Below are 23657 nucleotides of genomic sequence, written 5' to 3' on the forward strand. Positions count from 1 at the left end.
GGCTAAAGCCATTTCCTACGTTATGATTTTAAGATTGGTTTAATGCCAAGAGCTGCGCGAGGTAAACTCGCGCCTACGGGTTGGCATTGGTATTTGGATTTGCGTAGGTGCGGCTTTATGCCGCGCAAATTTATACCATTCATGGCTAAAGCCATTTCCTACGTTATGATTTTAAGATTGGTTTAATGCCAAGAGCTGCGCGAGGTAAACTCGCGCCTACAGCCATAAAAACCTTGCGATATTAACTGCAAGGCTTTTTAATTCCTCGAACCTCGAACCTCGAACCTCGAACCTCGAACCTCGAACCTCGAACCTCGAACCTCGAACCTCGAACCTGATACCTTTACAAATATTCAAATACTTTAATTACACGCTCTACACCAGATACATTACGAGCAACGTCTACGGCTGTGTTTGACTCGGCATCAGACACTAAGCCCATTAAAAACACTTCACCGTTCTCAGTTACCACTTTGATATTGTTACTGCTGATATTGTCAGTGGTGAGTAATTGCGTTTTTACTTTTGAGGTTAACCAAGAATCGTGGGTCTGGGTGCTCATGCTAATGTTAGAGCCAATGCGCAGCTGGTTATGTATTTTACGTATAGCAGGCAGGCCCTCAATGACACGCTGAGCTTCGTCTTTCATTTCTTGATTAGCTACTTGCCCAACTAGTAGTACGATACCATTAACGCTAACCACGCTGATATTGGCATGATCAGCAAGGCGAGGCACATCGTTTATTGCCACTCCAGCTTTGATTTCGATATTGCTATCATCTATTTGCGAACCAATAGTGCGACGATCATTGGCCGCAGTAACGGCACCGGCGGTACCTGCAACCACAGCCGCGGCGCAACCTTGTAATAATAAAACGGTACTGATAACGATAAGAGATTGTTTCAACATTAATTTTCTTCCTGTGGGAATAGGGTTAAGTCGACGAGTTCGCTTAAACAATGAAGATTAACCAAATGAGACTCTATAATGCGACTCGGACGTTTTGATGGCACGCGTATTTCTACATCATTAGCGCCTAATAAACCGACTAATTCACCGCCATCATCACCAACTAACACAATGACTTTCATATCTTTGGTAAGTGCCGCTTCAACAGCGCTGATGATGTTTTTTTCATTACCATTGATTGCTAGCACTAGTAGTAAGTCGCCTTGTTGAGCAAAGGCACGAATTTGGCGAGCGAAGGTTTCTTGGTCGTCACTTTGATTACTTTGACCAAGATTAATATGTTCTTGAGAAAGCGCGATCGCAGGCAAGCAAGGGCGCTCGGTTTCGTAATAGTTGATCAATACGCCAGCCATATGCTGAGCAAGCATGTGACAGCTTGCAGTGCCACAACAAATCAACTTGTTACCATTGATCAGACTTTGCGCTATAGTAAATGCAGCTGCTTCTAAGGCGCTAGGGAGTACTTCACCTGCAGCGATTTGTACTTGAATGCTTTCTGTGAAAATTTCTTTAATGGTATCTTGCATATTAAAATACGTTTTTTATCCAATTAAGTTGTTGCGATGCTTCGCCGGTTATAGCGACAAAATCAATTCTTATAGCTTGATCACTCAGCTTTTTAGCTGCTAAATAATGGTAAATGGTGCGCTTTAAACGTTCCTGCTTTTGTTTACCTAAAGCATGGAGTGCGCCACCTTTAACATGACTACTGCGAAATTTCACTTCCACAAACACTAAGGTTTTGCCATCGCGCATTATTACATCTAGCTCCCCGTAAGGGCAGTTATAGTTACGCTCTATTGGTATTAACCCTTGCGTCACTAAGTATTTTTGAGCTTCTAGCTCATAATACTGGCCTTTCTCTCGGCTATTTTGCCACAGCTGTTTAAACCACGACATGACCACATCCTTGTTTTATAAATTAGCTAGTAACTACTCACTGTCTGATATGGTAGTCGCTGACTGCATGAATAGGGGCAGCGGCGCTGTTGTTTCTAATTGCACGGCTTGGATCTGACTGTCTTTGTACTGTGCCCAATTTAGGTTGCGACTAACTTGTCCATCACTGGTAATGCTTAATTGACCGGTTAAACCATTAAATCGTTTACCTGGGATCATACTTAATTGCGTAATATTACCTAGCATCGCCACCGAATCATACGCCATAGCAAATAAACGTTGGCTTATATCGGCTTGCTCAGGCCACAGTGAATTATATTGCTGACGCAGGGCATGATCGGTTATTTGCCCGCTGAGCATCCATGGCAGTTCAGTAAAATATAATCCATCAAGATCGCCTTTATCCGTACTATCAATTTGTTTACTATGGCTTTTTGAGCTGGCGTAAAGAGGTATGCGATCAGCAAAGGTACTAACATTGACATCTAAATACGGTTTTATCAGCCGTGTTTCTATCGCATCACCAAGAATATAAATAACATCAATATCGCGGCGAGAGCGAGTTTCACTCTCTACTTCTTGTTTAAATAATGCTTTAACAGTGGCAATTCGCTCTTTTGATTTATCTACTTCGAGCAGGCTAACAATGGTGGTAGGCATATCTTTTTTATCATTATAGAGCCCGACTTGTGGAGCGGTTTCGCTATAGCGCTGCCATTGCATGTTGAAAAAATCAACTAAGCGTTGTCCTGCACTATTGTTCGGTGCTAAAAGCAGAGGTTTTTGGTAGCCAACTGTTAAAAAGTGCTCCAGAGCTTGTTGTACTTCGTGCTCAGGGTTTAGCGCAAAGAAAAAATGTTGCGCAGATTGGCGTTCACCATCATAAGAGTTTAAGTGTAAAACAGGGTAATCAAGTAATGTTTTACTAACTGCAAGCTTATCAATATTACCTTTAAGTAGCGGCCCAACTATAAAACTGGGTTGTATTTCAAGTAGCTTTGCCGAAATCTCTGCAGGGCTGAGCATTTCGTCAATAAAAATGGTTTCACCAATTGATGCATTATCTAACGCAGCTAATGCGCCTGCTTTTAAGGCATCACCTAAGCGCTCATTCGCGCCAGATTGCGGCAGTAACACCACTAAGCGCTCAATCTTAAGCGGCTCAATCGCCATTAACTCGGCCACTTTCTTCGGTAAGACATCAATTGCAGGGTGTCCAGGGTAGCGGCGCTGCCAATTATTAATCGCTTGATCAAGTTCTACCGGCGCACCTAAATACACTTGGTGATAAAGTGCTAAATTAACCCAGCCTTGTTGTACCACAGAGCCGCGATTAAAGCGCTCCAGCGCATAGGATGATAATTGTTGTAGATTTTGCCATAGATCTTTGTTGAGTTGTGGGATCGTTAAATTATTTTTACTGGCGGTTTCAGAGGCGTGAAAGAAATAAGTCATGGCCTCTTTAGGTAAATTTTGTGACGCATACACACTGGCGGTTAAATATTGGTGCCAAGCAAAATGTTCAGGCTGAGTTAGTTGATTGTCTAAACTGGCTAAAATCTCCAGCGCTTCTGTATTCTTATTTTGTTGTTTTTGTGCAAAAGCGATATACAGCTTATTTTGCACTTGGTCTACGCTTGGAGTACGTTCTAATTCAGTACATACTAGCTCTAGTAGCGGCCATTGCTGCTCGGTGATAGCGGCATCGCGTGCGCTATAAAGGAGTTGAATTTTGTCTGCACCTTGGCGATTTAAAGCTAGTTGGTACAGTGATTGTGCATCAGTCGCTTGAATTTGTGACGTGCTATTCGCTGAACTGAGATTTTCAGTGGTTTTAGTCGGTTTTTCGGTTGTACTACAGGCCGATAACCCTGACAATATGATAACTAGACTAACAAGTTTAAGTCGCACAATGATTTCCCAATACGTTAAACGCGATTTGCTTATATTACTGACTGACGCAGGAGACCTCAATGTTAAATGAGGAGAATTCACAGAAAATCGGCACTCTTTACATTGTAGCCACCCCAATCGGCAATTTTGACGATTTAAGTCAGCGTGCAATCGCGACATTATCGCAAGTAGACTTAATCGCTGCTGAAGACACGCGCCATACCGGTAAGCTGCTCAGTCACTTTGGCATTAAAGCTAAAACCTTTGCTTTACATGATCATAATGAAAAACAAAAAGCGCAACAAATTATTGACCAGCTCAACCAAGGTTTAAATATAGCACTGGTTTCTGATGCTGGCACACCGCTTATTAGTGATCCCGGCTATGCAGTTGTAAACTTATGCCGTGAGCAAGGCGCACATGTCACCCCCATACCAGGAGCATGCGCCGCCATAACAGCTGTATGTTGTTCAGGTTTACCAACGGATCGCTTTCAGTTTATTGGTTTTACCCCTGCAAAAAGCAAAGCGCGCCAAGACTTTTTTATTGAAGCGGTTAATTCCAACATAACCAGTATTATGTACGAAAGTACCCATCGCATTATGGCAAGCCTAGATGACTTAGAGATTGCCCTTGGTAGTGAACAACAAGTGGTATTCGCCAAAGAGCTCACCAAAACCTTTGAAACGTTTTTTAATGGCACAGTCAGCGAACTAAAGCAGTTTTTAACCGACGATCCAACTAAGCAACGCGGTGAAATTGTGCTTATGTTACCTGGTAATCCTAAGCAGGTTGATGATATTCCGCCAGAAGCGCGTAAAATGTTAGCGCTACTTGAAAATGAAATGCCAATGAAAAAAGCCTGTGGAATTGTCGCTGATTATTTCGGTATGAAGAAAAACGCCTTATATAAAACAATTATTGACGAAAAAGGCTAAATCTTTACTGCACATAAGTCTGTGCTCAGGTATACTGCGCGCCGAGTCAGCCAAGATGATCGCTGCCTGCAACGAAAATGCGCAGGGGGAGGAAAGTCCGGGCTCCATAGGGCAGGGTGCCAGCTAACGGCTGGGGGGCGTGAGCCTACGACAAGTGCAGCAGAGAGGAGACCGCCAACTTCGGTTGGTAAGGGTGAAAGGGTGCGGTAAGAGCGCACCGGGCCACTAGCAATAGTTGGTTGCAAGGTAAACTCCACCCGGAGCAAGACCAAATAGGGTTCCTTATGGCGTGGCCCACGTTGGAACCGGGTAGGTTGCTTGAGCCATAGAGCGATTTATGGCCTAGACGAATGATTATCACTTTCTTCGGAAAGGACAGAACCCGGCTTATACGGCTGACTCACTCATTCAACAAAAAAGCCCGCAGTTAACACTGTGGGCTTTTTTGTGCTTCAAACAAGCTATCAGATTTTAGCTATCAGTTGTCAGATCACAAAAGTGAGTTTCCAATTAAGTCGATTAACACCTCATAATCTATTACATAATCACTATTGCTTAATTGCTTTCACTAGTGCTAAAAATTCTTGTTCGGGTAATGGCTTTGAAAATAGATAGCCTTGGCCATAATCACAGCCTAAGCCGAGTAGTAATTGTTGTTGCTCTGGGGTTTCAATGCCTTCGGCAATGACCTTTAAACCAAACTGGTGGGCCATAGTGATAATGGCTTTGCATAACGCAAGATCTTGATTGCCCGCTTGAATATGATCAACAAAACATTTATCAATTTTTAAATAATCGGCGTCCATTTGTTGTAAGTAGGCAAGGGATGAATAGCCAGTACCAAAGTCATCCAGTGCTAATTCCATACCTGATTTTACCAGTGATTTTAAGCGCTGTTGAGTGAGCTGTTCGGGCGCTATCATTAACCCTTCGGTGATCTCGGCGACAATTGCACTTGGTGGCAAGTTAGCGTCTTTTAATAGCGTTGGCCACAGATCAATACCACTATCAAGACAACTAAATTGCACCGGCGAGACGTTAATACTAAGTTGGAAGTCTGCATCAACCTGTGTTCGTAAAATCGTTAGGGTTTGTAATGCTCGAGTAAATACAAATTGTCCTAATGGGTTGATGTAGCGAGATTCTTCGGCTAAAGGTATAAACTCTGCGGGGCTAATTATGCCGCGAGTCGGGTGTTGCCAGCGGATCAGGGCTTCCGCTTTATGAATATGCCCAGAATCAAGGTTCACAATAGGCTGGTAATAAAGATCAAACTGTTGTTGCTCAATACCGCTGCGCATATTTTTAAGTAAATCCATGCGCGCTTGTGCTTGTTCACGTAAATTGAGATTAAAAAACTCAAAGCCATTGCGACCATTTTGTTTGGCTTGATACATAGCTTGATCGGCAGCTTTTAATAGCAGCTCTGAGCTATTGCCATCTGTGGGCGCAATAGCGATACCGATGCTGGTGGCAATATGCAATTCTTCGCCTTCGAGTGTAAATGCTTTTGTCATTGTAGTAAGGATGTCGTTGGCTACTTTTTTGATGTGTTCTTCAGTGACCAACTTAGCATGTACTATCACAAATTCATCACCACCAATACGTGCAATAAACTCAATATCAACAATTTCTTGCTGCAAACGTATGGCGATTAATTTAAGCAATTCGTCACCGTAAAAATGACCTAAGGTGTCATTTATATCTTTAAAATGATCAACATCGAGGAGCATGATCACCAGTGGTTCATCAGGATTTAATGCGTTATTTAAGTATTGATTTAAACGCTTTTTGAGTTCGATTCTATTCGGTAAATTGGTTAAATGATCAAAGTGAGTTTGATGCCAAATTAATTCATCTGCGGCTTTTTTCTCGGTGATATCAGTAAAAATAGCCACCCTGCGCTGTGCTTCATGGTGTTCGTTGTAAACAGTATCGATAGTCAGCCATTCAGTAAACAATTCGCCATTTTTACGACGGTTTATTACTTCGCCTTGCCAGCGGCCTGTTTCTTGAAGTTGTAACCACATTGCGTGATAAAACGCTTTGCTGTGCTTGCCTGAACTTAATATTGAGGTGCTTTTGCCGATGACTTCACTTTTACTATAAAGGGTGACGGCACAAAAAGCTGGGTTTACGTCGAGTATCAGGCCATTGGGATCGGTGATTGCCATGCCTTCACTGCTGTTGGAGTACACTAATGAAGCTAAGTGGGAGGCTTTTTCAGCATGTTTTCGATGGCTAATATCTTGCACTACAATTGTGTATTCATTGCTGTTGGATTGAGCGCTGATACGCATTTCAAATATTTGTTCGGTTGGGCTATTTGGCACTGGTAACTCAAATTGCGAGGTGTCGTTTTTTGTCGGCAAGCGACTTAATAGAAGACGACTTCTTTCTTCGTCAAACAGCTCTCTAAGGTGTAATTTAGTGCGCTTAAAGTTTGCTGGGTTTAACAGTGCAATATTGCCACCTAAGTTAAGTACGTCACCGTGGACATTGATGCGAATATAGCTATCAGGTAGGGCATTTAATAAGCTACTTAACTCATCGTGTTGGCGTTTTACATTCGCTTCCGCCGCTAGGCGAGTTTTTGCCATTTCTTTAAAATGTGAGTAAAGCGTACTGAGCTCTGAGCTATTAAGCGGAAACTGTTTTGGGAGTTTACCTGTAGCGAGCTCCCCAATTGCGTGTGTAAGGCGCGCTATTGGCTTAAATACATCACGTTTTAAACTTATATAGGCAAAAATACATAAGACTATAATCATACCGATAAAGGCGATTAAGGTGTTCACAAATAATTGATTAGCGGCGTTGATAGCGTCATTAAATGGTATGGCAACATAGACATTTAAGCTATTTTCGGTGGCATCTTGATACATGGTTTTACTGTGCAGAACATGATTAATACCTTGCAAATCAATGGTGCTACTCAACATTGGTAAGTTAGAGTTAAAGCCATAAATACTAATGTTTTTACCAAAGCGTGATGGATCGTTTGGGTAGTTAGCGATAATACGATCATTATCATCTGTTATAACTGCTAAGGCATCTGATGGTAAATGAAAATTAGCCAGTTCTTGGCTCCACCAGTCTAAAGTGATCACATTAACAACCGCGCCATATACTTGCTGGTGCTGATCTATTAAAGGGTAAGCGAAGTTGACTGAGGGAATATTCATACTGCGATCATTTTGGAAAAAGCCAATAGCAAAGCTTTTTGTTGCTATGGCATTTTGAAAATACTCGCGGTCCGCAATGTTGATATCTGCACGGCCTTTGATAATACAGGTCGCATCGCCTTGTAAATTAACAATGCCGATATTGGCTATTTCAGGTTTTAATTTTTGTATTTTCGACAAATAATCAGGGCAGCCTTGGTTACTGCTGGTGACGTCCACGTTTCTTAACAGCGCTAATTGCACCGTAAAGTTTTCAATTTCTCTTAATAGCTCGGTTTGTTGTTCAGCAAGTTGTTTGGCGATCGTTAAAGCCTGCTGCCGACTTTCTTGCAGCGCAGTTTCCTTTGCATGCCAGAGGCTAAACAAAATTACGATAAGTCCAGGCAAGCTTAATAAAATAAACAAGCGGTACAATCGATGTTTTAACGATAGAGTAAAAATAATTGCATCTTTTTAATGTACTTTTGGCCCAAAATTGTAGCCAAAAATTGCCTAAATAACCATATCTATTATAAGGTTAATTTAATATACAAACTGGGTAATGAAAAGCTGCTTTAAACATAATTAATGAAATTTCCTCATTTATCGATTAAAGCAATGAGAAGTAAGTGATTAATAGAATGAGTATGAATAGGTTATGAGCTTGGATAGCAGTAAATTTTTATAAGTAACAGGCTAATTTGCTTGCTATAAAATTCATATAGTAAAAATTTATAGCAAGCGGAGTAACCAACTAAACTGGCCAAGCTGAGAGAGTTTATTACTTTTGCCACTGCTACCGCTTAATGCTTGATAACCTGCACCAGCTGTAAATGCACTAGCAATACCCACTTTGGTTACCGCAAAGCGTTTTAGTCGGTAATTTAAAGCTTGATGATGTTGCTGCTTTAAACTTTGTATGGTGTTCATTTTTTGAGTTAAATGAGCCACTTTCCGATTTGGTTTGAGAATAAAATAATCAATCAGCATTTATCACTCCTTGGAAATATTGAGCAATTGTTTAATGCTATGGCTGGTTTTATCAAAGCCAATCTTACTGCTGATATAGCCAATGTTTTTCCACAACCAAAATAAACAAATCAATTGCAAACTAATTAAGCACAGGGCACTGAGCCATATTGATTGGCTAAAGGCAAAAATAGCTAAGCCAAGTGTGGCTAGTAAGCCTGCCCATAAAAGTACCAAGCCACCTGCAAAACTAACTAACAAAATAATTGTCAGTGCTAACGAGCGAGTTGATAGTCGCCATTCAGCACTGGCTAACTCCCTACAAATACCTGCTTGCTGGCGATAGTCCTGATAAAGTTGTTCACCATATTGAGTTAGTTTAGCGAGGTGATCTTGCCACTGATCTGCACTTTGCTGTGCAGGATCAGTGGCCTGATCCTGATGTTGGTTATCTTTAAGATCAGTGTCTTGTTGCATAACTACCTACTTGCGACGTAGTAGCGCAGTAACTAGCATACCAGCGGCAAATGCAATACCTGCTGTTGCAAGCGGGTTTTCTGACGCTAGTTGACGTGTTTTACCACTGTATTCGGTCAATTTTTCACGTGCTATTTTTTGCTTTTCAGACAGTGTTTCAGCTGAACTGGCTGCACCATGGCGGATACCTTGCTCTGCTGTTGCTGCTCTCGAAGAAAGCGCGTCAACCGCTAGGTGCGCTGCTGAAGTTGCTTTATCAGTTAGTGGTGCATCAGTATGAGGTGCAAGATCTTCCACTTTCTTGTTAGCTGCTGAAGCTGAATTAGTACTTGATGTTGAAGTAGCCATAATAATCATTCCTTAAATATTAAAATTAAATAGTGCAATACTTGCTGCATCCTTCGTACCAGTTCTGCTTTCAAAAAATTTCACATTAAAATCATGGGTTTATTTTTTTCATTTAAAATTTCCATGCTTAAAATAACAGCGTTTTAAGTAACTATTGCAAAACGATCGCGTAAATTTTACAAGCGCTGGTGAGTAGGTATTTAGTACTGTTTATTTTGTAACTATTCATTGATTATTCATTAATCACTTCACTGCGTTTATTTGTTTTTATCTGAGAATAAAATATTTTTTTTGAAGTTATCCACTTTTTCCCACGTAATTCAGTAGCTTTGCGTGAGGCCTTATTTTTTCTGGCTTTCACAGTCAATAATAGGATTTTACCGACTTGACAAAACCGCTTGTCAAGCCCTAAACTGGAGCACTGTGGTAAAAAGTGGTTTTTAGTGGATCAAATTGGATCAAATTAATCAAAATAGATTAATTATCAACTTTTAGAATAGGCTTTTTATGTTCCGTGGCGCGAGTTCGCTCAGTTTGGATGACAAAGGACGGTTTGCGGTACCTACTAAGTACCGAGATACTTTGTTGTCTGAAGATCAGGGCACGGTGATCTGTACCGTTGCACTGAACGAGCCTTGTTTGTGGTTGTATCCACTCGCGCAATGGCAAGATATAGAAGATCGCCTTGCTAAAATTTCTAATATGAATCCACGCGCTCGACGCATGCAAAGGATGTTGTTAGGTAACGCAACTGAATACCAATTAGATAAAAATGGCCGAATTTTGCTGGCGCCATCGTTACGGGCTCATGCAGATTTAGGCAAAAAAATCATGTTGGTTGGTTTGATGAATAAATTTGAGATCTGGGATGAAGAGCGTTGGCATGAGCAAATGCGTCAAGACACCGAAATAGAACGACTCGGTGAATTTGAATCTACACCAGACTTAGATAACTTCTCACTCTGATCACACAATAAAAAGGCAAACAATAGCTAATGACAGCGCAATTTGAACACATTTCCGTACTAATGGACGAAACCATCGATGCGCTAGCAATTAAGCCAGACGGCATCTACATGGATGGTACATTTGGCCGTGGCGGACATTCTGGACAAATTTTGGCGCGCCTTGGTGAACATGGTCGGTTGCAAGCGATCGATCAAGATCCACAGGCCATTAAGTCAGCTGAAAAATTTGCAGACGACAGCCGTTTTGCTATTGCGCATACACGTTTCTCTAACTTGTACGAAGTAGCGCAGGAAAACGATCTGTTAGGTAAGGTGGATGGTATTTTGTTAGATATCGGTGTGTCATCCCCGCAACTAGACGATGCCGAGCGTGGTTTTAGTTTTATGAAAGACGGGCCACTCGATATGCGTATGGACCCAACTAGTGGTCGCAGCGCAGCGCAATGGTTAGCTGAAGCTGAGCTTGAAGACATCGTGCATGTGATCAAAACCTACGGCGAAGAAAAATTTGGTCGTCGTATTGCTCACAAAGTATTGGAAGTACGTGCGCATACACCGATCACAACGACTAAACAGCTCGCAGAATTAGTTGATGAAGCTGTGCCTGTAAAGGATAAGTTTAAGCATCCTGCTACGCGTACTTTCCAAGCGATCCGCATTTATATCAATAGCGAGTTAGAAGAGATTCAAACGGCATTACAAGCTGCCTTAGCGGTGTTAAAACCTGGTGGCCGTTTAGTGGTGATTTCGTTTCACTCACTTGAAGATCGTATTGTTAAACAGTTTATTAAAAAACAGAGTAAGGGAGCAGCATTACCCAGAGGTCTGCCTTTAACTGATGCACAAATAAATCAAAATCTAACGTTAAAAGCAGTGGGTAAAGCTATTAAGCCAAGCCAAGCTGAAATTGAGCGTAATCCACGTTCACGTAGTTCAGTACTTAGAGTGGCTCAGAGATTGGGATGAAGCCAAAAGCGAGTCATCGACAGCCCAATTTATTTGTAGAAATACTCAAAGGCCTAGGAGCAAATAAGCTTACCTCGGCCTTGTTGGTTGTGATATTTGCATCAAGTTTGAGTGTGGTGCAGGTCACCCACTTTGCTCGCCAAGAGCTGATTGAACAAGATCAGTTGCTGCAAGAGCGTGATGAGCTGGATTTAGAGTGGCGTTATTTATTAGTTGAAGAAGAGTTTTATTCGCAGCATGCGCGCATTGAAGAAATTGCCACCATGCAACTTGAGATGAAACGGCCTACCAGCCAAGATGAACAGGTGATAGTACTGCCATGAGAAGCAGAGGGAAAAAACCAGTCAATAGTTTGATCACATGGCGCTTTATGCTGGTGTGCTCTGTTGTGCTGCTCGTTTTTGTAACCTTGGTGTCACGTGCCGCGTACTTACAAGTTATCGAGCCTGATAAAGCACGTTCAGAAAGTAATAAGCGTACCGTGCGGGTTGAAAAATTGCATGTGCAGCGTGGGATGATTTTTGACCGCCATGGTAAAGAGCTGGCGGTGAGTGTGCCAGTAGTGAGTGTGTATGCTGATCCTAAAGCATTGCATAAATCATTGCGTGGCAAAGTACTTAAACAGGCGCGTAAAAACGGCGAAGACGATAAAGCGTTAGCTGAAAATACAGCATTGCTTGACCAGCGCATTAGCGAGTATTACAAAAATGACTTACGTTGGCGCGAACTTGCTGATGTACTGCGTATTGAACCGAAAAAAATAAATGGCCGTTTACGTGATGATGCCAGCCGCCGTTTTGTGTATTTAAAACGCCAAGTAACCCCAGCCGTTGCCAATTATATTGGTGATTTACGCCTACCAGGTATTCATTTATTAGATGAATCAAAACGTTACTATCCTGCTGGAGAAGTAACTGCGCATGTACTTGGCTTTACCAATATTGACGGTAAAGGGATTGAAGGCATCGAAAAACTGTATGAAAGCGCATTAACCGGTGTTGAAGGGCGTCGTACTATTCGTAAAGATGCACAAGGGCGTGAAGTAGAAGTGCTTGATGAGCGTGAACGTATTGAGCCTGAAAATATCCAACTCAGTATCGACCAACGTATTCAAGCAATCGCTTATAAAGCGGTTAAATCAGCTGTGCTTACCTATAAAGCAACGTCTGGCTCTGCAATGGTTGTGGATGTAAAAACCGGTGAAGTGTTAGCTATGGTTAACAGCCCCTCTTTTAATCCCAATAATTTAAATGATGCAGCGCCACATAAGCGCCGTAATCGCGCAATTACTGATTTGTTCGAACCAGGCTCAACCGTTAAGCCTCTAGCCATTTTAGCTGGCTTAGACTACGGCACAATTCAACCGGATGATAAAATTGATACTTATCCAGGCTGGATGCGATTAGGCGGTAGTTTAGTGTCAGATACGCGTAACCACGGCGAAATGACGCTGCGTGAGATTTTAAAGTACTCCAGTAATATGGGCGTGACGAAAATTAGTCAAACAGTGCCGAAGGATTACTTTGTTGGGTTATTCCAAAAAGTGGGCTTCGGCTCAGATACAGGCACCGGTATGGTGGGAGAAAGCAGTGGTTTGTTTTATCCAAATCGACGTTGGTCTGATCATGAAATAGCAGCCTTATCATTTGGCTATAACCTTGCAGTAAGCACCGCTCAAATGGCACGTTTTTACGCCATGCTAGGTGCTGGCGGTGTGAATCGTCCACTTACAATCTTAAAGCAAGAGGGTATTCCTGAAGGTGAACGAATATTTCAACAAAAAGATGTTGAAGCTGTTGTACATATGATGGAAAGCGTATTTGAAGACGATGGTACAGCGAGACGTGTAAAGGTCGATGGCTATCGCGCAGCAGGAAAAACAGGCACCTCTAAAAAAGCCGCCGTAGGTGGTTATGGGGATGAGTATGTTGGTTATTTTGCTGGTTTAGCACCTGCCAGTAACCCACGTTTAGCTGTAGTAGTATTAATTAATGAGCCCGGTGGAGATGTTTATTACGGCGGCGCAACGGCAGGGCCGGCGTTTGCTGAAATAATTTCTAATTCATTAAGAATTTTAAACGTAGCGCCTGATAAAGGCTCGGTTGCCTACGTGAAGGGCATAGATGATGATGCGTGATTTAAAAATAATTTTACAAAAAATAGAAGTGGCAGCTGCAAGCTTGCTAGTAAAACATTTGCGTCTAGATAGCCGCGATGTCACCCCTGGAGACGTGTTTGTAGCGATTAAAGGTCATCAGTTAGATGGTGGGCATTTTATCCAGCAAGCCATTAATAATGGTGCTGTGGCAGTTATTGCCGATCGTTTATGTGAGTTTGAATCGGATTTCGATCCGCTGTATTTAATTACTGACTTGGATAAAAAGCTACCCGCATTAGCGAGCCATTTCTATCAGCAGCCAAGTAAGCATTTAGATGTGATAGGTGTGACTGGCACTAATGGTAAGTCAACCACCACTGCAATGCTTGCTCATTTAGCTAAGTTTTGCGACACCCAATCAGCGGTTATCGGCACATTAGGTTATGGCCAGCCAGATAATTTAACTGAATTACTTAACACCACGCCATCGTGTGTTGATTTACAAAGAATATTAGCGCAATTGGCTGAGCAAAATAATAACTTAGTGGCGATGGAAGTATCATCCCATGGACTTGTGCAACAGCGTGTTGCTAATACCCACTTTAAAGCGGCGGTGTTTACTAACTTATCCCGCGATCATTTAGATTACCACGGTGATATGGCAAGTTACGCTGACGCGAAACTCATGCTAATGCGCGACTTTGATGCGCAATTGGTGGTACTCAATCAAGATGACAGCCAAGTACAACAATGGCTAGAGCAGTACGATTTTAGTAACTTAGTATGTTATGGCCGTAAAGCGTTAGTGCCTAAAAATGCGCGGTTTGTTTATTTTACTGATGTTAATTATCATAAAACCGGCATTTCGGCACAATTAACCACAAGTTGGGGTGATATTGCCATCACTTGTCCATTATTTGGCGAGTTTAATTTATATAATTTAGCCGCAGCCATGGCTACGTTACTGGGTATGGGTTATCCGCTTGAGAAACTAGCTGCTGGCTGTGCCAGTTTACAACCTGTTGCGGGTCGGATGCAGGCATTTAGCGCGCCAAATCAACCAACGTGTATTGTTGATTATGCTCACACACCTGATGCCTTAGCATTGGCACTGCAAGCATTACAACAACATGTGCCAGGTGGCGTAAGTTGTGTATTTGGCTGTGGTGGCGACCGCGATAAAGGCAAGCGCCCGATGATGGCAAAAGCAGCTGAGCAATATGCCGATCAACTTATTGTCACCAGTGATAATCCACGTAGTGAAGATCCGTGGCAGATCATTAAAGATGTTGCCGCTGGTTTTAGCCAACCAGAGAAAGTCCATTTAGAAGCGGATCGTGCCGCTGCTATTGCCTTTGCTATTGATAATGCAAATGCCCAAGACGTGGTGTTAATTGCGGGTAAAGGCCATGAAAATTATCAAATCATTGGTACGCAACGGATTGATTTTTGCGATCGAAAGTTTGTTCAGCAGCACTTACAACAAGCACAAAAGCTAGATTTACAAGAACAACAACTCAGAGGATCGCAGTTATGATCCCTATGGATTTTGATTGGCTGGCGAAAGTGCTGGCAACCGATTATCAAGGTGATAATCAACCCGTAAAAAATATTAATACAGATACTCGTACAGTTTGCGCGGGTGAGGTGTTTTTAGCGCTGCAAGGCCCTAATTTTGATGGCCATAAATTTTTACAACAAGCGAAAGACAAAGGCGCAATCGCAGCCATTGTGAGTCAAAAAGTTGCCGTTGATATTCCCCAGTTTTTAGTTAACGATACGCGCATTGCGCTTGGCGAAATAGGCGCTGCAGTTATGGCCAGTGTCGCCCCGCAAACTATTGCAATCACCGGTAGTGTGGGTAAAACCACAGTAAAAGAAATGTGCGCCGCTATTTTAGCCGCTCACGGTGATGTACTTGCAACTAATGGCAATTTTAATAACGATATTGGCGTGCCATTGACTTTGTTACGCCTTGAACCACAGCACAAGTATGCCGTTATCGAGCTGGGTGCTAATCATCTTGGTGAGATTGCATACACCGCTGCGATGACCAAACCCGATGTGGCTGTAGTATGTAATGTAGCAGCAGCGCATATTGAAGGCTTTGGCTCGCTTGAGGGCGTAGCTACCGCTAAAAGTGAAATCTACGACGGCTTAAAACAGCACGGCACTGCGATTGTTAACTGTGACAGTGAATTTAGCGACGGCTGGCTTAGTAAGCTTGCCGGGCGCAAAGTTAAGTGTTTATCAAGCACTGCAAAATTGGATATTTGGGCTGAAGATATCAGCTTAGATGCACAAGCACATGCTTCCTTTTATATCTGTACTGAGCAACAACGTGTGCCAGTAACGCTTGCACTGCCTGGTCGTCATAATATTACTAATGCGCTGATTGCAGCAGCACTGACTAGTGAGTTTGGGGTATCGCTTGAGGCGATTGCCAGTGCACTTGCAAGCATGGCTGAAGTGAAGGGCCGAGTAAATATAATTCCAGTTAATGACACCTTAACCGTGATTGACGATACCTATAATGCCAACGTGCAGTCAGTTAAGGCCGCAATAGACCTTTTACGAGATCTACAAGGTAAGCGTATTTTGGCCTTAGGTGATATGGGCGAACTAGGTGATGAAGCCGCACTTTATCATCAACAAGTTGGCGTGTATGCCAAACAACAAGGTATCGATGAGCTGTATAGCTTAGGTGTATTAAGTCAATACGCAAGTGATGAATTTGCTAAACCACAGCGGCACTTTTCAAGCCGTGAGGAACTGTTGCAACAGTTGCAAGCAGAGTTAACTGATTCAGCACAAAAAACCACTATCGTCGTGAAAGGATCACGCAGTTCTCGAATGGAATTATTAGTACAAGATTTAGTTAACAGCCAGCAAATTGGCCGCAATGGAGTATCTCAATGTTAGTTTGGCTGGCCGAATATTTAACTCAATATTACAGCGCTTTTAATGTGTTTTCGTACCTAACGGTGCGTGCTGTATTTGGTATTTTAACGGCACTATTAATTTCTTTATATTTTGGCCCTAAATTGATCCGTGCGTTGCAAAGAATGCAAATTGGCCAAGTAGTTCGTAACGATGGACCTGAATCTCACCTCTCTAAAAAAGGTACACCCACGATGGGGGGCATTTTAATTTTAGCCTCCATTTTTACCAGCACTTTGCTGTGGGCTGATTTAGCGAATAAATATGTTTGGGCTACCTTGTTTGTGATTGGCTCTTTAGGAATTGTTGGCTTTGTTGATGACTACCGCAAGGTGATCCGTAAAGATCCAAAAGGGCTTATCGCGAAGTGGAAATATTTTTGGCAATCAGTGATCGCGTTAGTCGTTGCATGTGCGTTATTTTTTAGCGCTAATCACGCCAATGAAACCTCACTTGTGGTGCCATTTTTTAAAGATGTGTTACCGCAATTAGGCTTGTTCTACATAGTTATGACTTATTTTGTCATTGTGGGTACATCGAATGCCGTTAACTTAACAGATGGCCTTGATGGTTTAGCCATAGTGCCAACTATTTTGGTGGCTGCGGCATTGGCTATTATTGCTTATCTTACTGGTAACGTGAACTTCTCTGCTTATTTACATATTCCACATTTACCACTGGCTAGCGAATTAGTGGTGGTATGTACTGCCATTGTTGGTGCTGGTTTGGGCTTTTTATGGTTTAACACATACCCTGCGCAAGTATTTATGGGCGATGTAGGCTCACTGGCATTAGGTGGTGCGCTGGGAATTATTGCAGTATTGGTGCGCCAAGAATTGATACTAATCATTATGGGTGGCGTGTTCGTGATGGAAGCGTTATCAGTCATTTTACAAGTTGGCTCTTATAAATTACGCGGTCAACGAATTTTTAGAATGGCGCCCATTCATCACCATTATGAATTAAAAGGTTGGCCAGAGCCTCGTGTGATCGTGCGGTTTTGGATTATTTCTATCGTGCTAGTACTTGCTGGCCTAGTGACATTAAAGATCAGGTAAATGACGTATTTAAACGAGATAAAAAATAAACAACTAACAGTGCTCGGACTCGGTGTAACCGGTCTGGGCATTGTGCGTTTTTTATTGTCTCAAGGTTTGACACCGAATGTAGTTGATAGCCGCCAATCGCCACCAGGTTGTGATTGGTTGCAACAACATGCCCCAAATTTAAATACGCACTTTGGTGATCTAGCTTCGGCAAAGCTTGATAGTGCTGATATGATCATTATCAGCCCAGGCCTAAGCTTGACCCTGCCAGCAGTTGTCTCGGCACTGCAAGCTGGCGTGGAAGTAATTGGTGATATTGAATTATTTGCCCGCTTAACTGATAAACCTGTGGTGGCAGTAACTGGCTCTAACGGTAAATCAACGGTGGTGACGCTAGCCTATCAAGTACTAAAAAGCGCCGGTTATAAAGTCGGCCTTGGTGGCAATATTGGCACCGCAGCGCTGGACTTATTAAACGATGATTTTGATGTTTATGTATTAGAGTTATCAAGTTTTCAACTTGATACCACACGTAGCTTAAAACCAATAAGCGCTACGGTACTGAATGTTTCAGAAGATCACTTAGATCGATATGCCAGTTATCAAGCATACATAGAATCCAAACAAACGATTTATGCCAATACGGCACTGGCAGTAGTTAATAGCGCTGATGCGGCAACGCATAGCCAAGTCATGCCACAGCTGAGCTTTGGCTTAGACAGCGGTGACTACAGTTTAATGTCGCACCAAGGCGAGCAGTACTTTAGTTATCAAAGTACGCCACTGTTACCGGTGAGCAGTTTAGTTGTGGTGGGTCGTCACAATCAGCTTAATGCCTTGGCGGTTATGGCTTTACTTAGCCCGTTTGATATTACCCCAGCACAATATGCGCAGGCGTTTGGTGAATTTACTGGTTTGCCTCATCGTTGTCAGTTTGTAGCAGAGCAAGCGGGCGTTAAATACTTTAATGACTCTAAAGCCACTAATGTCGGAGCGACCATTGCGGCGATAGAAAGCTTAGCGGATCAAGCTCAGCAACTCGTGGTTATTGCCGGAGGCGATGCTAAGGGCGCGGATCTTGATAGTTTAAAGCCGTATTTGCAGCAACAAGTTAAAGCGTTAATTTGTTTTGGTAAAGATGCCAAAGCTTTGGTTGCGTTGAGCGACAAAGGACACTTAACAAATAACATGGAACAAGCGGTTGCGCTTGCCAAGCAACTAGCCACAGCCGGCGATATTGTTTTGCTTGCACCTGCTTGTGCCAGCATCGATATGTATAACAATTACATGCAACGTGGTGATCACTTTAGTCAATGTGTTTTAGCGGAGGCGCTATGATTGCGTTTGCTGATATTCGTGACACGTTGACCCCTAAACCATCGGCGCAGCTTTATGATGTACCTCTACTGTATTGCGTGATTATGCTCATCGGTTTGGGATTCGTAATGGTGACCAGTGCCTCTATGCCCACTGCCGATCGGCTGTTTGATAATCCGTATCATATTATTATTCGCCACAGCATGTTTTTGGCGATGGGTTTTGTGTTGTTTTGGATCACTTGCTGTGTGCCTATGACATGGTGGAAGCGCTCTAACCCCTATTTATTAATGCTCGGCATGGTGCTGTTGATTATTGTGCTTATTGTCGGACGTGAGGTAAACGGTGCAAAACGTTGGATCCCAATAGGTCCGATTGGCTTTCAAGTTGCTGAAGCGGCTAAGTTGTTTTTTTTCAGCTATATCGCTGGTTATTTAGTGCGTAAGCGCGAAGAAGTACAAGAGAACATTAAAGGCTTTGCTAAACCTATTGCGGTATTTGCAGTGTACGCGGCATTAATTTTATTGCAGCCCGACTTAGGGACTGTCGTTGTGATGTTTGTCACCACGGTAGGGTTATTATTTTTAGCTGGTGCTAAGTTATGGCAGTTTTTTGTATTGATCTTAACGGGTATTGGCTTGGTCGTTTTACTGATCATTATTGAGCCGTATCGTATGGCGCGAGTGGTGGGCTTTTTAGAACCTTGGGATGACCCATTTGGTAAAGGCTATCAGTTAGTGCAATCGTTAATGGCTTACAGCCAAGGTGGCTGGTTTGGTCAAGGTTTAGGTAACAGCGTACAAAAATTACAATACTTACCAGAAGCCCATAATGACTTTATTTTTGCCGTTATAGGCGAAGAGCTCGGCTTTATCGGCATCGTGAGCATTTTGATGGTATTTGGCACCTTTGTATTTAGAGCCTTATTAATTGGTCAACAAGCATTAAAGTGCGGCAAAGAGTATGAAGGCTATTTTGCATTCGCGATTGGTATTTGGTTTGCGTTTCAAACCATGGTGAATGTGGGCGCAAGTGCCGGTATTTTACCAACCAAAGGCCTCACCTTACCGTTTGTGTCTTATGGTGGCTCTAGCTTACTTATCATGACCATAGCGGCAGCTATTTTATTACGAGTGGATTTTGAAACTAAAATGGCCACTAAACAAGCAACATCTCGCGGAGGTAAGCGATGAGCAAAAAATTAGTCGTTGTTGCTGGTGGCACGGGTGGGCATATCTTTCCTGGTATTGCAGTGGCAGATCACTTAAAGCAACAAGGTTGGCAGGTTAGTTGGATTGGCACGGCCGACCGTATGGAAGCGCAAGTGGTTCCAAAGCATGGCATTGATATTGATTTTATTAATGTTAAAGGTGTGCGAGGCAATGGCCTTGCGCGGTTAGTAAAAGCACCATTTATGGTTATAAATGCGATTTTACAAGCACGTAAAGTATTAAAAAAACAACGTCCAGATGTTGTGCTTGCAATGGGGGGCTATGTAACAGGGCCAACCGGTATGGCTGCAAAAAGCTTAGGAATTCCATTGGTGATCCATGAGCAAAATGCGGTAGCAGGTATGAGTAATAAATACCTCGCTAAGGTTGCTAATAAGGTATTGGCGGCATTTCCGCAAGCATTTGCAGCAGGTCGCAGCGACGTTGTCGGTAATCCAGTACGTGCTAGTGTGGCGAGTGTGGCAACACGCGTGGCATCTACGCCTGTAAACATACTAGTTGTTGGTGGCTCGTTGGGCGCACAAGTACTAAATCAAACATTACCTGCGGCATTTAAGCAGCTAAATGATGATTTTCAACTTAATGTTTGGCATCAAACAGGTAAAGGACAGCTTGGCTCAGTAACACTTGCATACCAGCAACAAGGTTTTAGTGTTGAGCAAGCGAAAGTGGCAGAGTTTATTGATGATATGGATACCGCATACGGCTGGGCTGATATTGTAGTTTGCCGCGCTGGTGCTTTAACTGTCAGCGAAATTGCCGCAGCTGGCAAAATGGCGGTGTTTGTACCATTTCCTCATGCGGTGGATGATCATCAAACCGCCAATGCAAAGTTTTTAGTCGATGGCAAAGCTGCATTATTAATGCCGCAGGGGCAGTTTAACGAACAGAGTATTGTTGAACTATTACGCCCATATTTAGCCAAACCAGAATTAATTAGTGAACTTGCTGATAATGCAAAACAGCTGGCAACACTTGACGCTACCGCTAATGTCGCATGGCATTGTATGGATGCGGCCGGTGTTGCTCCACCTGCACAGCAAGTTACAGAAAAAAGAGATTATTAAGTGAAAGAAACGTCAACAGAGAAAAGTACTCGTCCGGCAATGCGCCGTATTAACACCATCCACTTTATTGGTATTGGTGGCGCAGGGATGGGAGGGATTGCCGAAGTACTCGCTTTTGAGGGCTACCGTATTACCGGTTCTGATATAGCGCACAGTGCAATGACTGAACGTTTGATCCAAGCTGGCGCCGAAGTGTTTATTGGTCACCATCAAAGTAATGTAAAAGATGCCAGCGTAGTGGTGGTATCGAGTGCGATTGATGAGGCTAACCCTGAGATCATTGCGGCAAAAGCTGCACGTATTCCTGTGGTACGTCGTGCAGAAATGTTGGCCGAGTTAATGCGTTTTCGCCACGGTATTGCCATTGCAGGCACGCATGGCAAAACCACAACAACCAGTTTAATTGCCAGTATTTATGCTCAAGCAGGGCTTGATCCAACGTTTATAATAGGTGGCTTACTAAATAGTGCTGGCAGTAATGCCAAGGTGGGCAAAAGTGATTTTTTAATCGCCGAAGCTGATGAAAGTGATGCGTCGTTCTTGCATTTACAACCTATGGTATCGGTGATCACCAATATTGAAGAAGATCACATGGATACCTACGGCGGTAGCTTAGAAAAAATGAAAGACACTTATGTGGATTTCATTCATAACCTACCGTTTTATGGCCTAGCCGTGGTGTGTATTGACTCAGCAGTGGCGGCAGAGCTTATCCCACGCTTTGCTCGCCCAGTGATCACTTACGGTGAAACGGTTGACGCCGATTACCGTATGACTGACTTTAGCCAAACAGCTAATACCAGTCAGTTTAAAGTACGTAACAAGCAAGGTGATGAGTTAACTGTGCATTTAAATATGCCGGGTAAACATAATGCGTTAAACGCAACCGCCGCCATTGCTGTGGCAAAAGATCAAAAAATTGCCGACCATGCAATTTTAGAAGCATTGCAGAAATTTGAAGGTATCGGCCGTCGTTTTCAGCATTATGGTGACTATGAAAACGAGCGTGGCAAAGTGATGTTAGTTGATGATTATGGCCATCATCCTTCAGAGGTTGCAGCGACCATTGCTGCAATTCGCGAGGGTTGGCCTGATAAGCGCTTAGTGATGATTTATCAACCGCACCGTTTTACGCGTACACGTGATTTATATGAAGACTTTGTAAAAGTACTTGCCGATGTTGATCAACTACTACTACTGGATGTGTACAGCGCCGGTGAAGAGCCAATAGTTGGTGCGGATAGTAAGAGCCTGTGCCGCAGTTTACGCCAGCGCGGTAAAGAACCATTGCATGTAGCTAGTAGCTCAGAGCTTGCTGGGGTTTTAGCTGATACATTGCAAGATAATGATTTAGTTATAACCCAAGGCGCTGGTAATATTGGTCAATTAGTAAAAACATTGGCAGCGACATCGCTATCAATTGAGCAACTTAAGCAGGTAAAGGTATGACGCAATTAAACACACAATTTGGCAAAGTGGCGGTGTTGCTCGGCGGTAACTCAGCAGAGCGCGAAGTATCACTAAAATCAGGGCAAGCCGTATTGAACGCATTGCAAAATGCTGGTGTTGATGCCATCGCGTTTGATCCAAAAGAACAGCCATTATGGCAATTAAAAGAATTAGGTATTGAGCGTGTTTTTATTGCTTTGCATGGCCGAGGCGGTGAAGATGGTACTATTCAAGGCGCATTAGAATTTATGGGCTTACCGTATACCGGTAGTAACGTTTTAGGTTCAGCGCTGGCGATGGATAAAATTCGCTGTAAGCATTTATTTAAATCAGCAGGTTTGAGTACTGCGCCGTATGCGGTTGTTGATAATAAATATGGTTTTGATGCGAATACGATTATGGATGAGCTTAAAAAAGTGATGGTTAAACCCTCACATGAAGGCTCAAGTATCGGTATGGCACAAGCTAATAACGCACAAGAGCTAGAAGATGCATTAGCGGCAGCATTTAAATTTGATAGCCAAGTGTTAGTAGAGCAGTGGATAACAGGCCGTGAATTTACCGTGGCAATTTTAGGCGATGATGTACAGCCAGTTATTGAAATGACCACACCGAATGGTTTTTACGATTACCAAGCTAAATATCAATCAAATACCACGCAATACCATTGTCCTGCTGATTTATCAGCAAGTGATACGCAAAAGTTACAAACAATGGCACTACAAGCATTTGAATTAGTAGGTGCTAGTGGTTGGGGACGCGTTGATGCTATGCAAGATGCTGATGGCAACTTTTACTTATTAGAAGTAAATACCGTACCTGGTATGACCGAAAAATCATTAGTGCCAATGGCTGCGAAAGCAAATGGCGCAAGCTTTGAACAATTAGTTGTTCGCATTTTGGGGCAAACACTTTAAT

General features: G+C 42.8%; 21 protein-coding genes and 1 other RNA gene. 14 read left to right on the forward strand and 8 right to left on the reverse strand.

The features are described 5' to 3' along the window. Positions 1 to 343: 343 nt before the first annotated feature. The 4 genes from dolP to V7783_RS15915 are packed head-to-tail and all read right to left on the reverse strand — an operon-like array spanning position 344 to position 3781. Positions 344 to 910 (reverse strand): division/outer membrane stress-associated lipid-binding lipoprotein, encoded by a 567-nt coding sequence (dolP, locus tag V7783_RS15900; RefSeq protein ID WP_335679552.1) that lies wholly within the window; start codon positions 908 to 910, stop codon positions 344 to 346. Further along, positions 910 to 1497, reverse strand: coding sequence for an SIS domain-containing protein (locus V7783_RS15905; protein ID WP_064667843.1), 588 nt, complete (start codon positions 1495 to 1497; stop codon positions 910 to 912). Before V7783_RS15905 ends, dolP begins: the two co-directional genes overlap by 1 nt. Position 1498: 1 nt before the next feature. Next, entirely contained in the window at positions 1499 to 1870 is a 372-nt protein-coding gene (locus V7783_RS15910) for a YraN family protein (RefSeq protein ID WP_335679553.1), read from the reverse strand. 33 nt (positions 1871 to 1903) lie between these two features. Next, positions 1904 to 3781, reverse strand: a complete 1878-nt coding sequence (locus V7783_RS15915; RefSeq protein WP_335679554.1) for a penicillin-binding protein activator — start codon at positions 3779 to 3781, stop codon at positions 1904 to 1906. A gap of 62 nt (positions 3782 to 3843) precedes the next feature. Between V7783_RS15915 and rsmI the strand changes: the two genes are divergently transcribed. Together rsmI and rnpB are read left to right on the forward strand one after the other, a co-directional pair. Continuing rightward, positions 3844 to 4701, forward strand: a complete 858-nt coding sequence (gene rsmI, locus V7783_RS15920; RefSeq protein WP_335679555.1) for a 16S rRNA (cytidine(1402)-2'-O)-methyltransferase — start codon at positions 3844 to 3846, stop codon at positions 4699 to 4701. Positions 4702 to 4744: 43 nt separating this feature from the next. Then, positions 4745 to 5107: RNase P RNA component class A (rnpB, locus tag V7783_RS15925), an RNA gene on the forward strand. A 142-nt stretch (positions 5108 to 5249) separates the two neighbouring features. Here the strand turns inward: rnpB and V7783_RS15930 are convergent. The 4 genes from V7783_RS15930 to V7783_RS15945 form a co-directional block, all read right to left on the reverse strand. After that, entirely contained in the window at positions 5250 to 8249 is a 3000-nt protein-coding gene (locus V7783_RS15930) for a bifunctional diguanylate cyclase/phosphodiesterase (protein ID WP_335679556.1), read from the reverse strand. Between the two features lie 345 nt (positions 8250 to 8594). Then, positions 8595 to 8852: a hypothetical protein gene (locus tag V7783_RS15935; RefSeq protein ID WP_335679557.1), complete on the reverse strand. Its 258-nt coding sequence runs from the start codon at positions 8850 to 8852 to the stop codon at positions 8595 to 8597. 3 nt (positions 8853 to 8855) lie between these two features. After that, a complete protein-coding gene (locus V7783_RS15940; protein ID WP_335679558.1) occupies positions 8856 to 9308 on the reverse strand; it encodes a hypothetical protein in 453 nt (150 codons plus the stop codon). 6 nt (positions 9309 to 9314) lie between these two features. Further along, the gene (locus V7783_RS15945) at positions 9315 to 9656 is read right to left on the reverse strand and encodes a DUF883 domain-containing protein (protein ID WP_335679559.1); all 342 of its coding nucleotides are present in this window, start codon (positions 9654 to 9656) and stop codon (positions 9315 to 9317) included. 507 nt (positions 9657 to 10163) lie between these two features. On the opposite strand from V7783_RS15945, the gene mraZ reads away from it, so the two are divergent. The 12 genes from mraZ to V7783_RS16005 are packed head-to-tail and all read left to right on the forward strand — an operon-like array spanning position 10164 to position 23656. Further along, positions 10164 to 10622 carry a division/cell wall cluster transcriptional repressor MraZ gene (gene mraZ / locus V7783_RS15950; protein ID WP_335679560.1) on the forward strand — a complete coding sequence of 153 codons (459 nt, stop codon included), beginning with the start codon at positions 10164 to 10166 and terminating at the stop codon, positions 10620 to 10622. 29 nt (positions 10623 to 10651) lie between these two features. Further along, positions 10652 to 11590 carry a 16S rRNA (cytosine(1402)-N(4))-methyltransferase RsmH gene (gene rsmH / locus V7783_RS15955; protein ID WP_335679561.1) on the forward strand — a complete coding sequence of 313 codons (939 nt, stop codon included), beginning with the start codon at positions 10652 to 10654 and terminating at the stop codon, positions 11588 to 11590. Beyond that, the gene (ftsL, locus tag V7783_RS15960) at positions 11587 to 11913 is read left to right on the forward strand and encodes a cell division protein FtsL (RefSeq protein ID WP_335679562.1); all 327 of its coding nucleotides are present in this window, start codon (positions 11587 to 11589) and stop codon (positions 11911 to 11913) included. Before rsmH ends, ftsL begins: the two co-directional genes overlap by 4 nt. Further along, positions 11910 to 13727, forward strand: a complete 1818-nt coding sequence (locus V7783_RS15965) for a penicillin-binding transpeptidase domain-containing protein (protein WP_335679563.1) — start codon at positions 11910 to 11912, stop codon at positions 13725 to 13727. Before ftsL ends, V7783_RS15965 begins: the two co-directional genes overlap by 4 nt. Then, positions 13720 to 15225, forward strand: a complete 1506-nt coding sequence (gene murE, locus V7783_RS15970; protein ID WP_335679622.1) for a UDP-N-acetylmuramoyl-L-alanyl-D-glutamate--2,6-diaminopimelate ligase — start codon at positions 13720 to 13722, stop codon at positions 15223 to 15225. The genes V7783_RS15965 and murE overlap by 8 nt, the downstream gene beginning before the upstream one ends. After that, on the forward strand, positions 15222 to 16610 hold the full coding sequence (locus V7783_RS15975; RefSeq protein ID WP_335679564.1) for a UDP-N-acetylmuramoyl-tripeptide--D-alanyl-D-alanine ligase: 1389 nt from the start codon (positions 15222 to 15224) through the stop codon (positions 16608 to 16610). Before murE ends, V7783_RS15975 begins: the two co-directional genes overlap by 4 nt. Next, positions 16604 to 17686: a phospho-N-acetylmuramoyl-pentapeptide-transferase gene (mraY, locus tag V7783_RS15980; protein WP_335679565.1), complete on the forward strand. Its 1083-nt coding sequence runs from the start codon at positions 16604 to 16606 to the stop codon at positions 17684 to 17686. Before V7783_RS15975 ends, mraY begins: the two co-directional genes overlap by 7 nt. Further along, positions 17687 to 19012 carry a UDP-N-acetylmuramoyl-L-alanine--D-glutamate ligase gene (gene murD, locus V7783_RS15985; protein ID WP_335679566.1) on the forward strand — a complete coding sequence of 442 codons (1326 nt, stop codon included), beginning with the start codon at positions 17687 to 17689 and terminating at the stop codon, positions 19010 to 19012. Further along, positions 19009 to 20184: a cell division protein FtsW gene (gene ftsW / locus V7783_RS15990; protein WP_064667862.1), complete on the forward strand. Its 1176-nt coding sequence runs from the start codon at positions 19009 to 19011 to the stop codon at positions 20182 to 20184. The genes murD and ftsW overlap by 4 nt, the downstream gene beginning before the upstream one ends. Then, positions 20181 to 21290: an undecaprenyldiphospho-muramoylpentapeptide beta-N-acetylglucosaminyltransferase gene (gene murG, locus V7783_RS15995; RefSeq protein WP_064667863.1), complete on the forward strand. Its 1110-nt coding sequence runs from the start codon at positions 20181 to 20183 to the stop codon at positions 21288 to 21290. Before ftsW ends, murG begins: the two co-directional genes overlap by 4 nt. Further along, positions 21291 to 22739, forward strand: a complete 1449-nt coding sequence (gene murC / locus V7783_RS16000; RefSeq protein WP_335679567.1) for a UDP-N-acetylmuramate--L-alanine ligase — start codon at positions 21291 to 21293, stop codon at positions 22737 to 22739. Further along, positions 22736 to 23656 carry a D-alanine--D-alanine ligase gene (locus tag V7783_RS16005; protein ID WP_335679568.1) on the forward strand — a complete coding sequence of 307 codons (921 nt, stop codon included), beginning with the start codon at positions 22736 to 22738 and terminating at the stop codon, positions 23654 to 23656. Before murC ends, V7783_RS16005 begins: the two co-directional genes overlap by 4 nt. Position 23657: the final 1 nt, after the last annotated feature.

This window comes from Pseudoalteromonas sp. (assembly GCF_036960685.1).
In the GTDB taxonomy this organism is placed as follows: domain Bacteria; phylum Pseudomonadota; class Gammaproteobacteria; order Enterobacterales; family Alteromonadaceae; genus Pseudoalteromonas.

Excerpts from the sequence above, each read along its gene's own strand:
- dolP (WP_335679552.1), bottom strand. The coding sequence starts at position 910 with ATGTTGAAACAATCTCTTATCGTTATCAGTACCGTTTTATTATTACAA.
- V7783_RS15905 (WP_064667843.1), bottom strand. The coding sequence starts at position 1,497 with ATGCAAGATACCATTAAAGAAATTTTCACAGAAAGCATTCAAGTACAA.
- V7783_RS15910 (WP_335679553.1), bottom strand. The coding sequence starts at position 1,870 with ATGTCGTGGTTTAAACAGCTGTGGCAAAATAGCCGAGAGAAAGGCCAG.
- rsmI (WP_335679555.1), top strand. The coding sequence starts at position 3,844 with ATGTTAAATGAGGAGAATTCACAGAAAATCGGCACTCTTTACATTGTA.
- V7783_RS15935 (WP_335679557.1), bottom strand. The coding sequence starts at position 8,852 with ATGCTGATTGATTATTTTATTCTCAAACCAAATCGGAAAGTGGCTCAT.
- V7783_RS15940 (WP_335679558.1), bottom strand. The coding sequence starts at position 9,308 with ATGCAACAAGACACTGATCTTAAAGATAACCAACATCAGGATCAGGCC.
- V7783_RS15945 (WP_335679559.1), bottom strand. The coding sequence starts at position 9,656 with ATGGCTACTTCAACATCAAGTACTAATTCAGCTTCAGCAGCTAACAAG.
- mraZ (WP_335679560.1), top strand. The coding sequence starts at position 10,164 with ATGTTCCGTGGCGCGAGTTCGCTCAGTTTGGATGACAAAGGACGGTTT.
- rsmH (WP_335679561.1), top strand. The coding sequence starts at position 10,652 with ATGACAGCGCAATTTGAACACATTTCCGTACTAATGGACGAAACCATC.
- ftsL (WP_335679562.1), top strand. The coding sequence starts at position 11,587 with ATGAAGCCAAAAGCGAGTCATCGACAGCCCAATTTATTTGTAGAAATA.
- V7783_RS15965 (WP_335679563.1), top strand. The coding sequence starts at position 11,910 with ATGAGAAGCAGAGGGAAAAAACCAGTCAATAGTTTGATCACATGGCGC.
- murE (WP_335679622.1), top strand. The coding sequence starts at position 13,720 with ATGCGTGATTTAAAAATAATTTTACAAAAAATAGAAGTGGCAGCTGCA.
- V7783_RS15975 (WP_335679564.1), top strand. The coding sequence starts at position 15,222 with ATGATCCCTATGGATTTTGATTGGCTGGCGAAAGTGCTGGCAACCGAT.
- mraY (WP_335679565.1), top strand. The coding sequence starts at position 16,604 with ATGTTAGTTTGGCTGGCCGAATATTTAACTCAATATTACAGCGCTTTT.
- murD (WP_335679566.1), top strand. The coding sequence starts at position 17,687 with ATGACGTATTTAAACGAGATAAAAAATAAACAACTAACAGTGCTCGGA.
- ftsW (WP_064667862.1), top strand. The coding sequence starts at position 19,009 with ATGATTGCGTTTGCTGATATTCGTGACACGTTGACCCCTAAACCATCG.
- murG (WP_064667863.1), top strand. The coding sequence starts at position 20,181 with ATGAGCAAAAAATTAGTCGTTGTTGCTGGTGGCACGGGTGGGCATATC.
- V7783_RS16005 (WP_335679568.1), top strand. The coding sequence starts at position 22,736 with ATGACGCAATTAAACACACAATTTGGCAAAGTGGCGGTGTTGCTCGGC.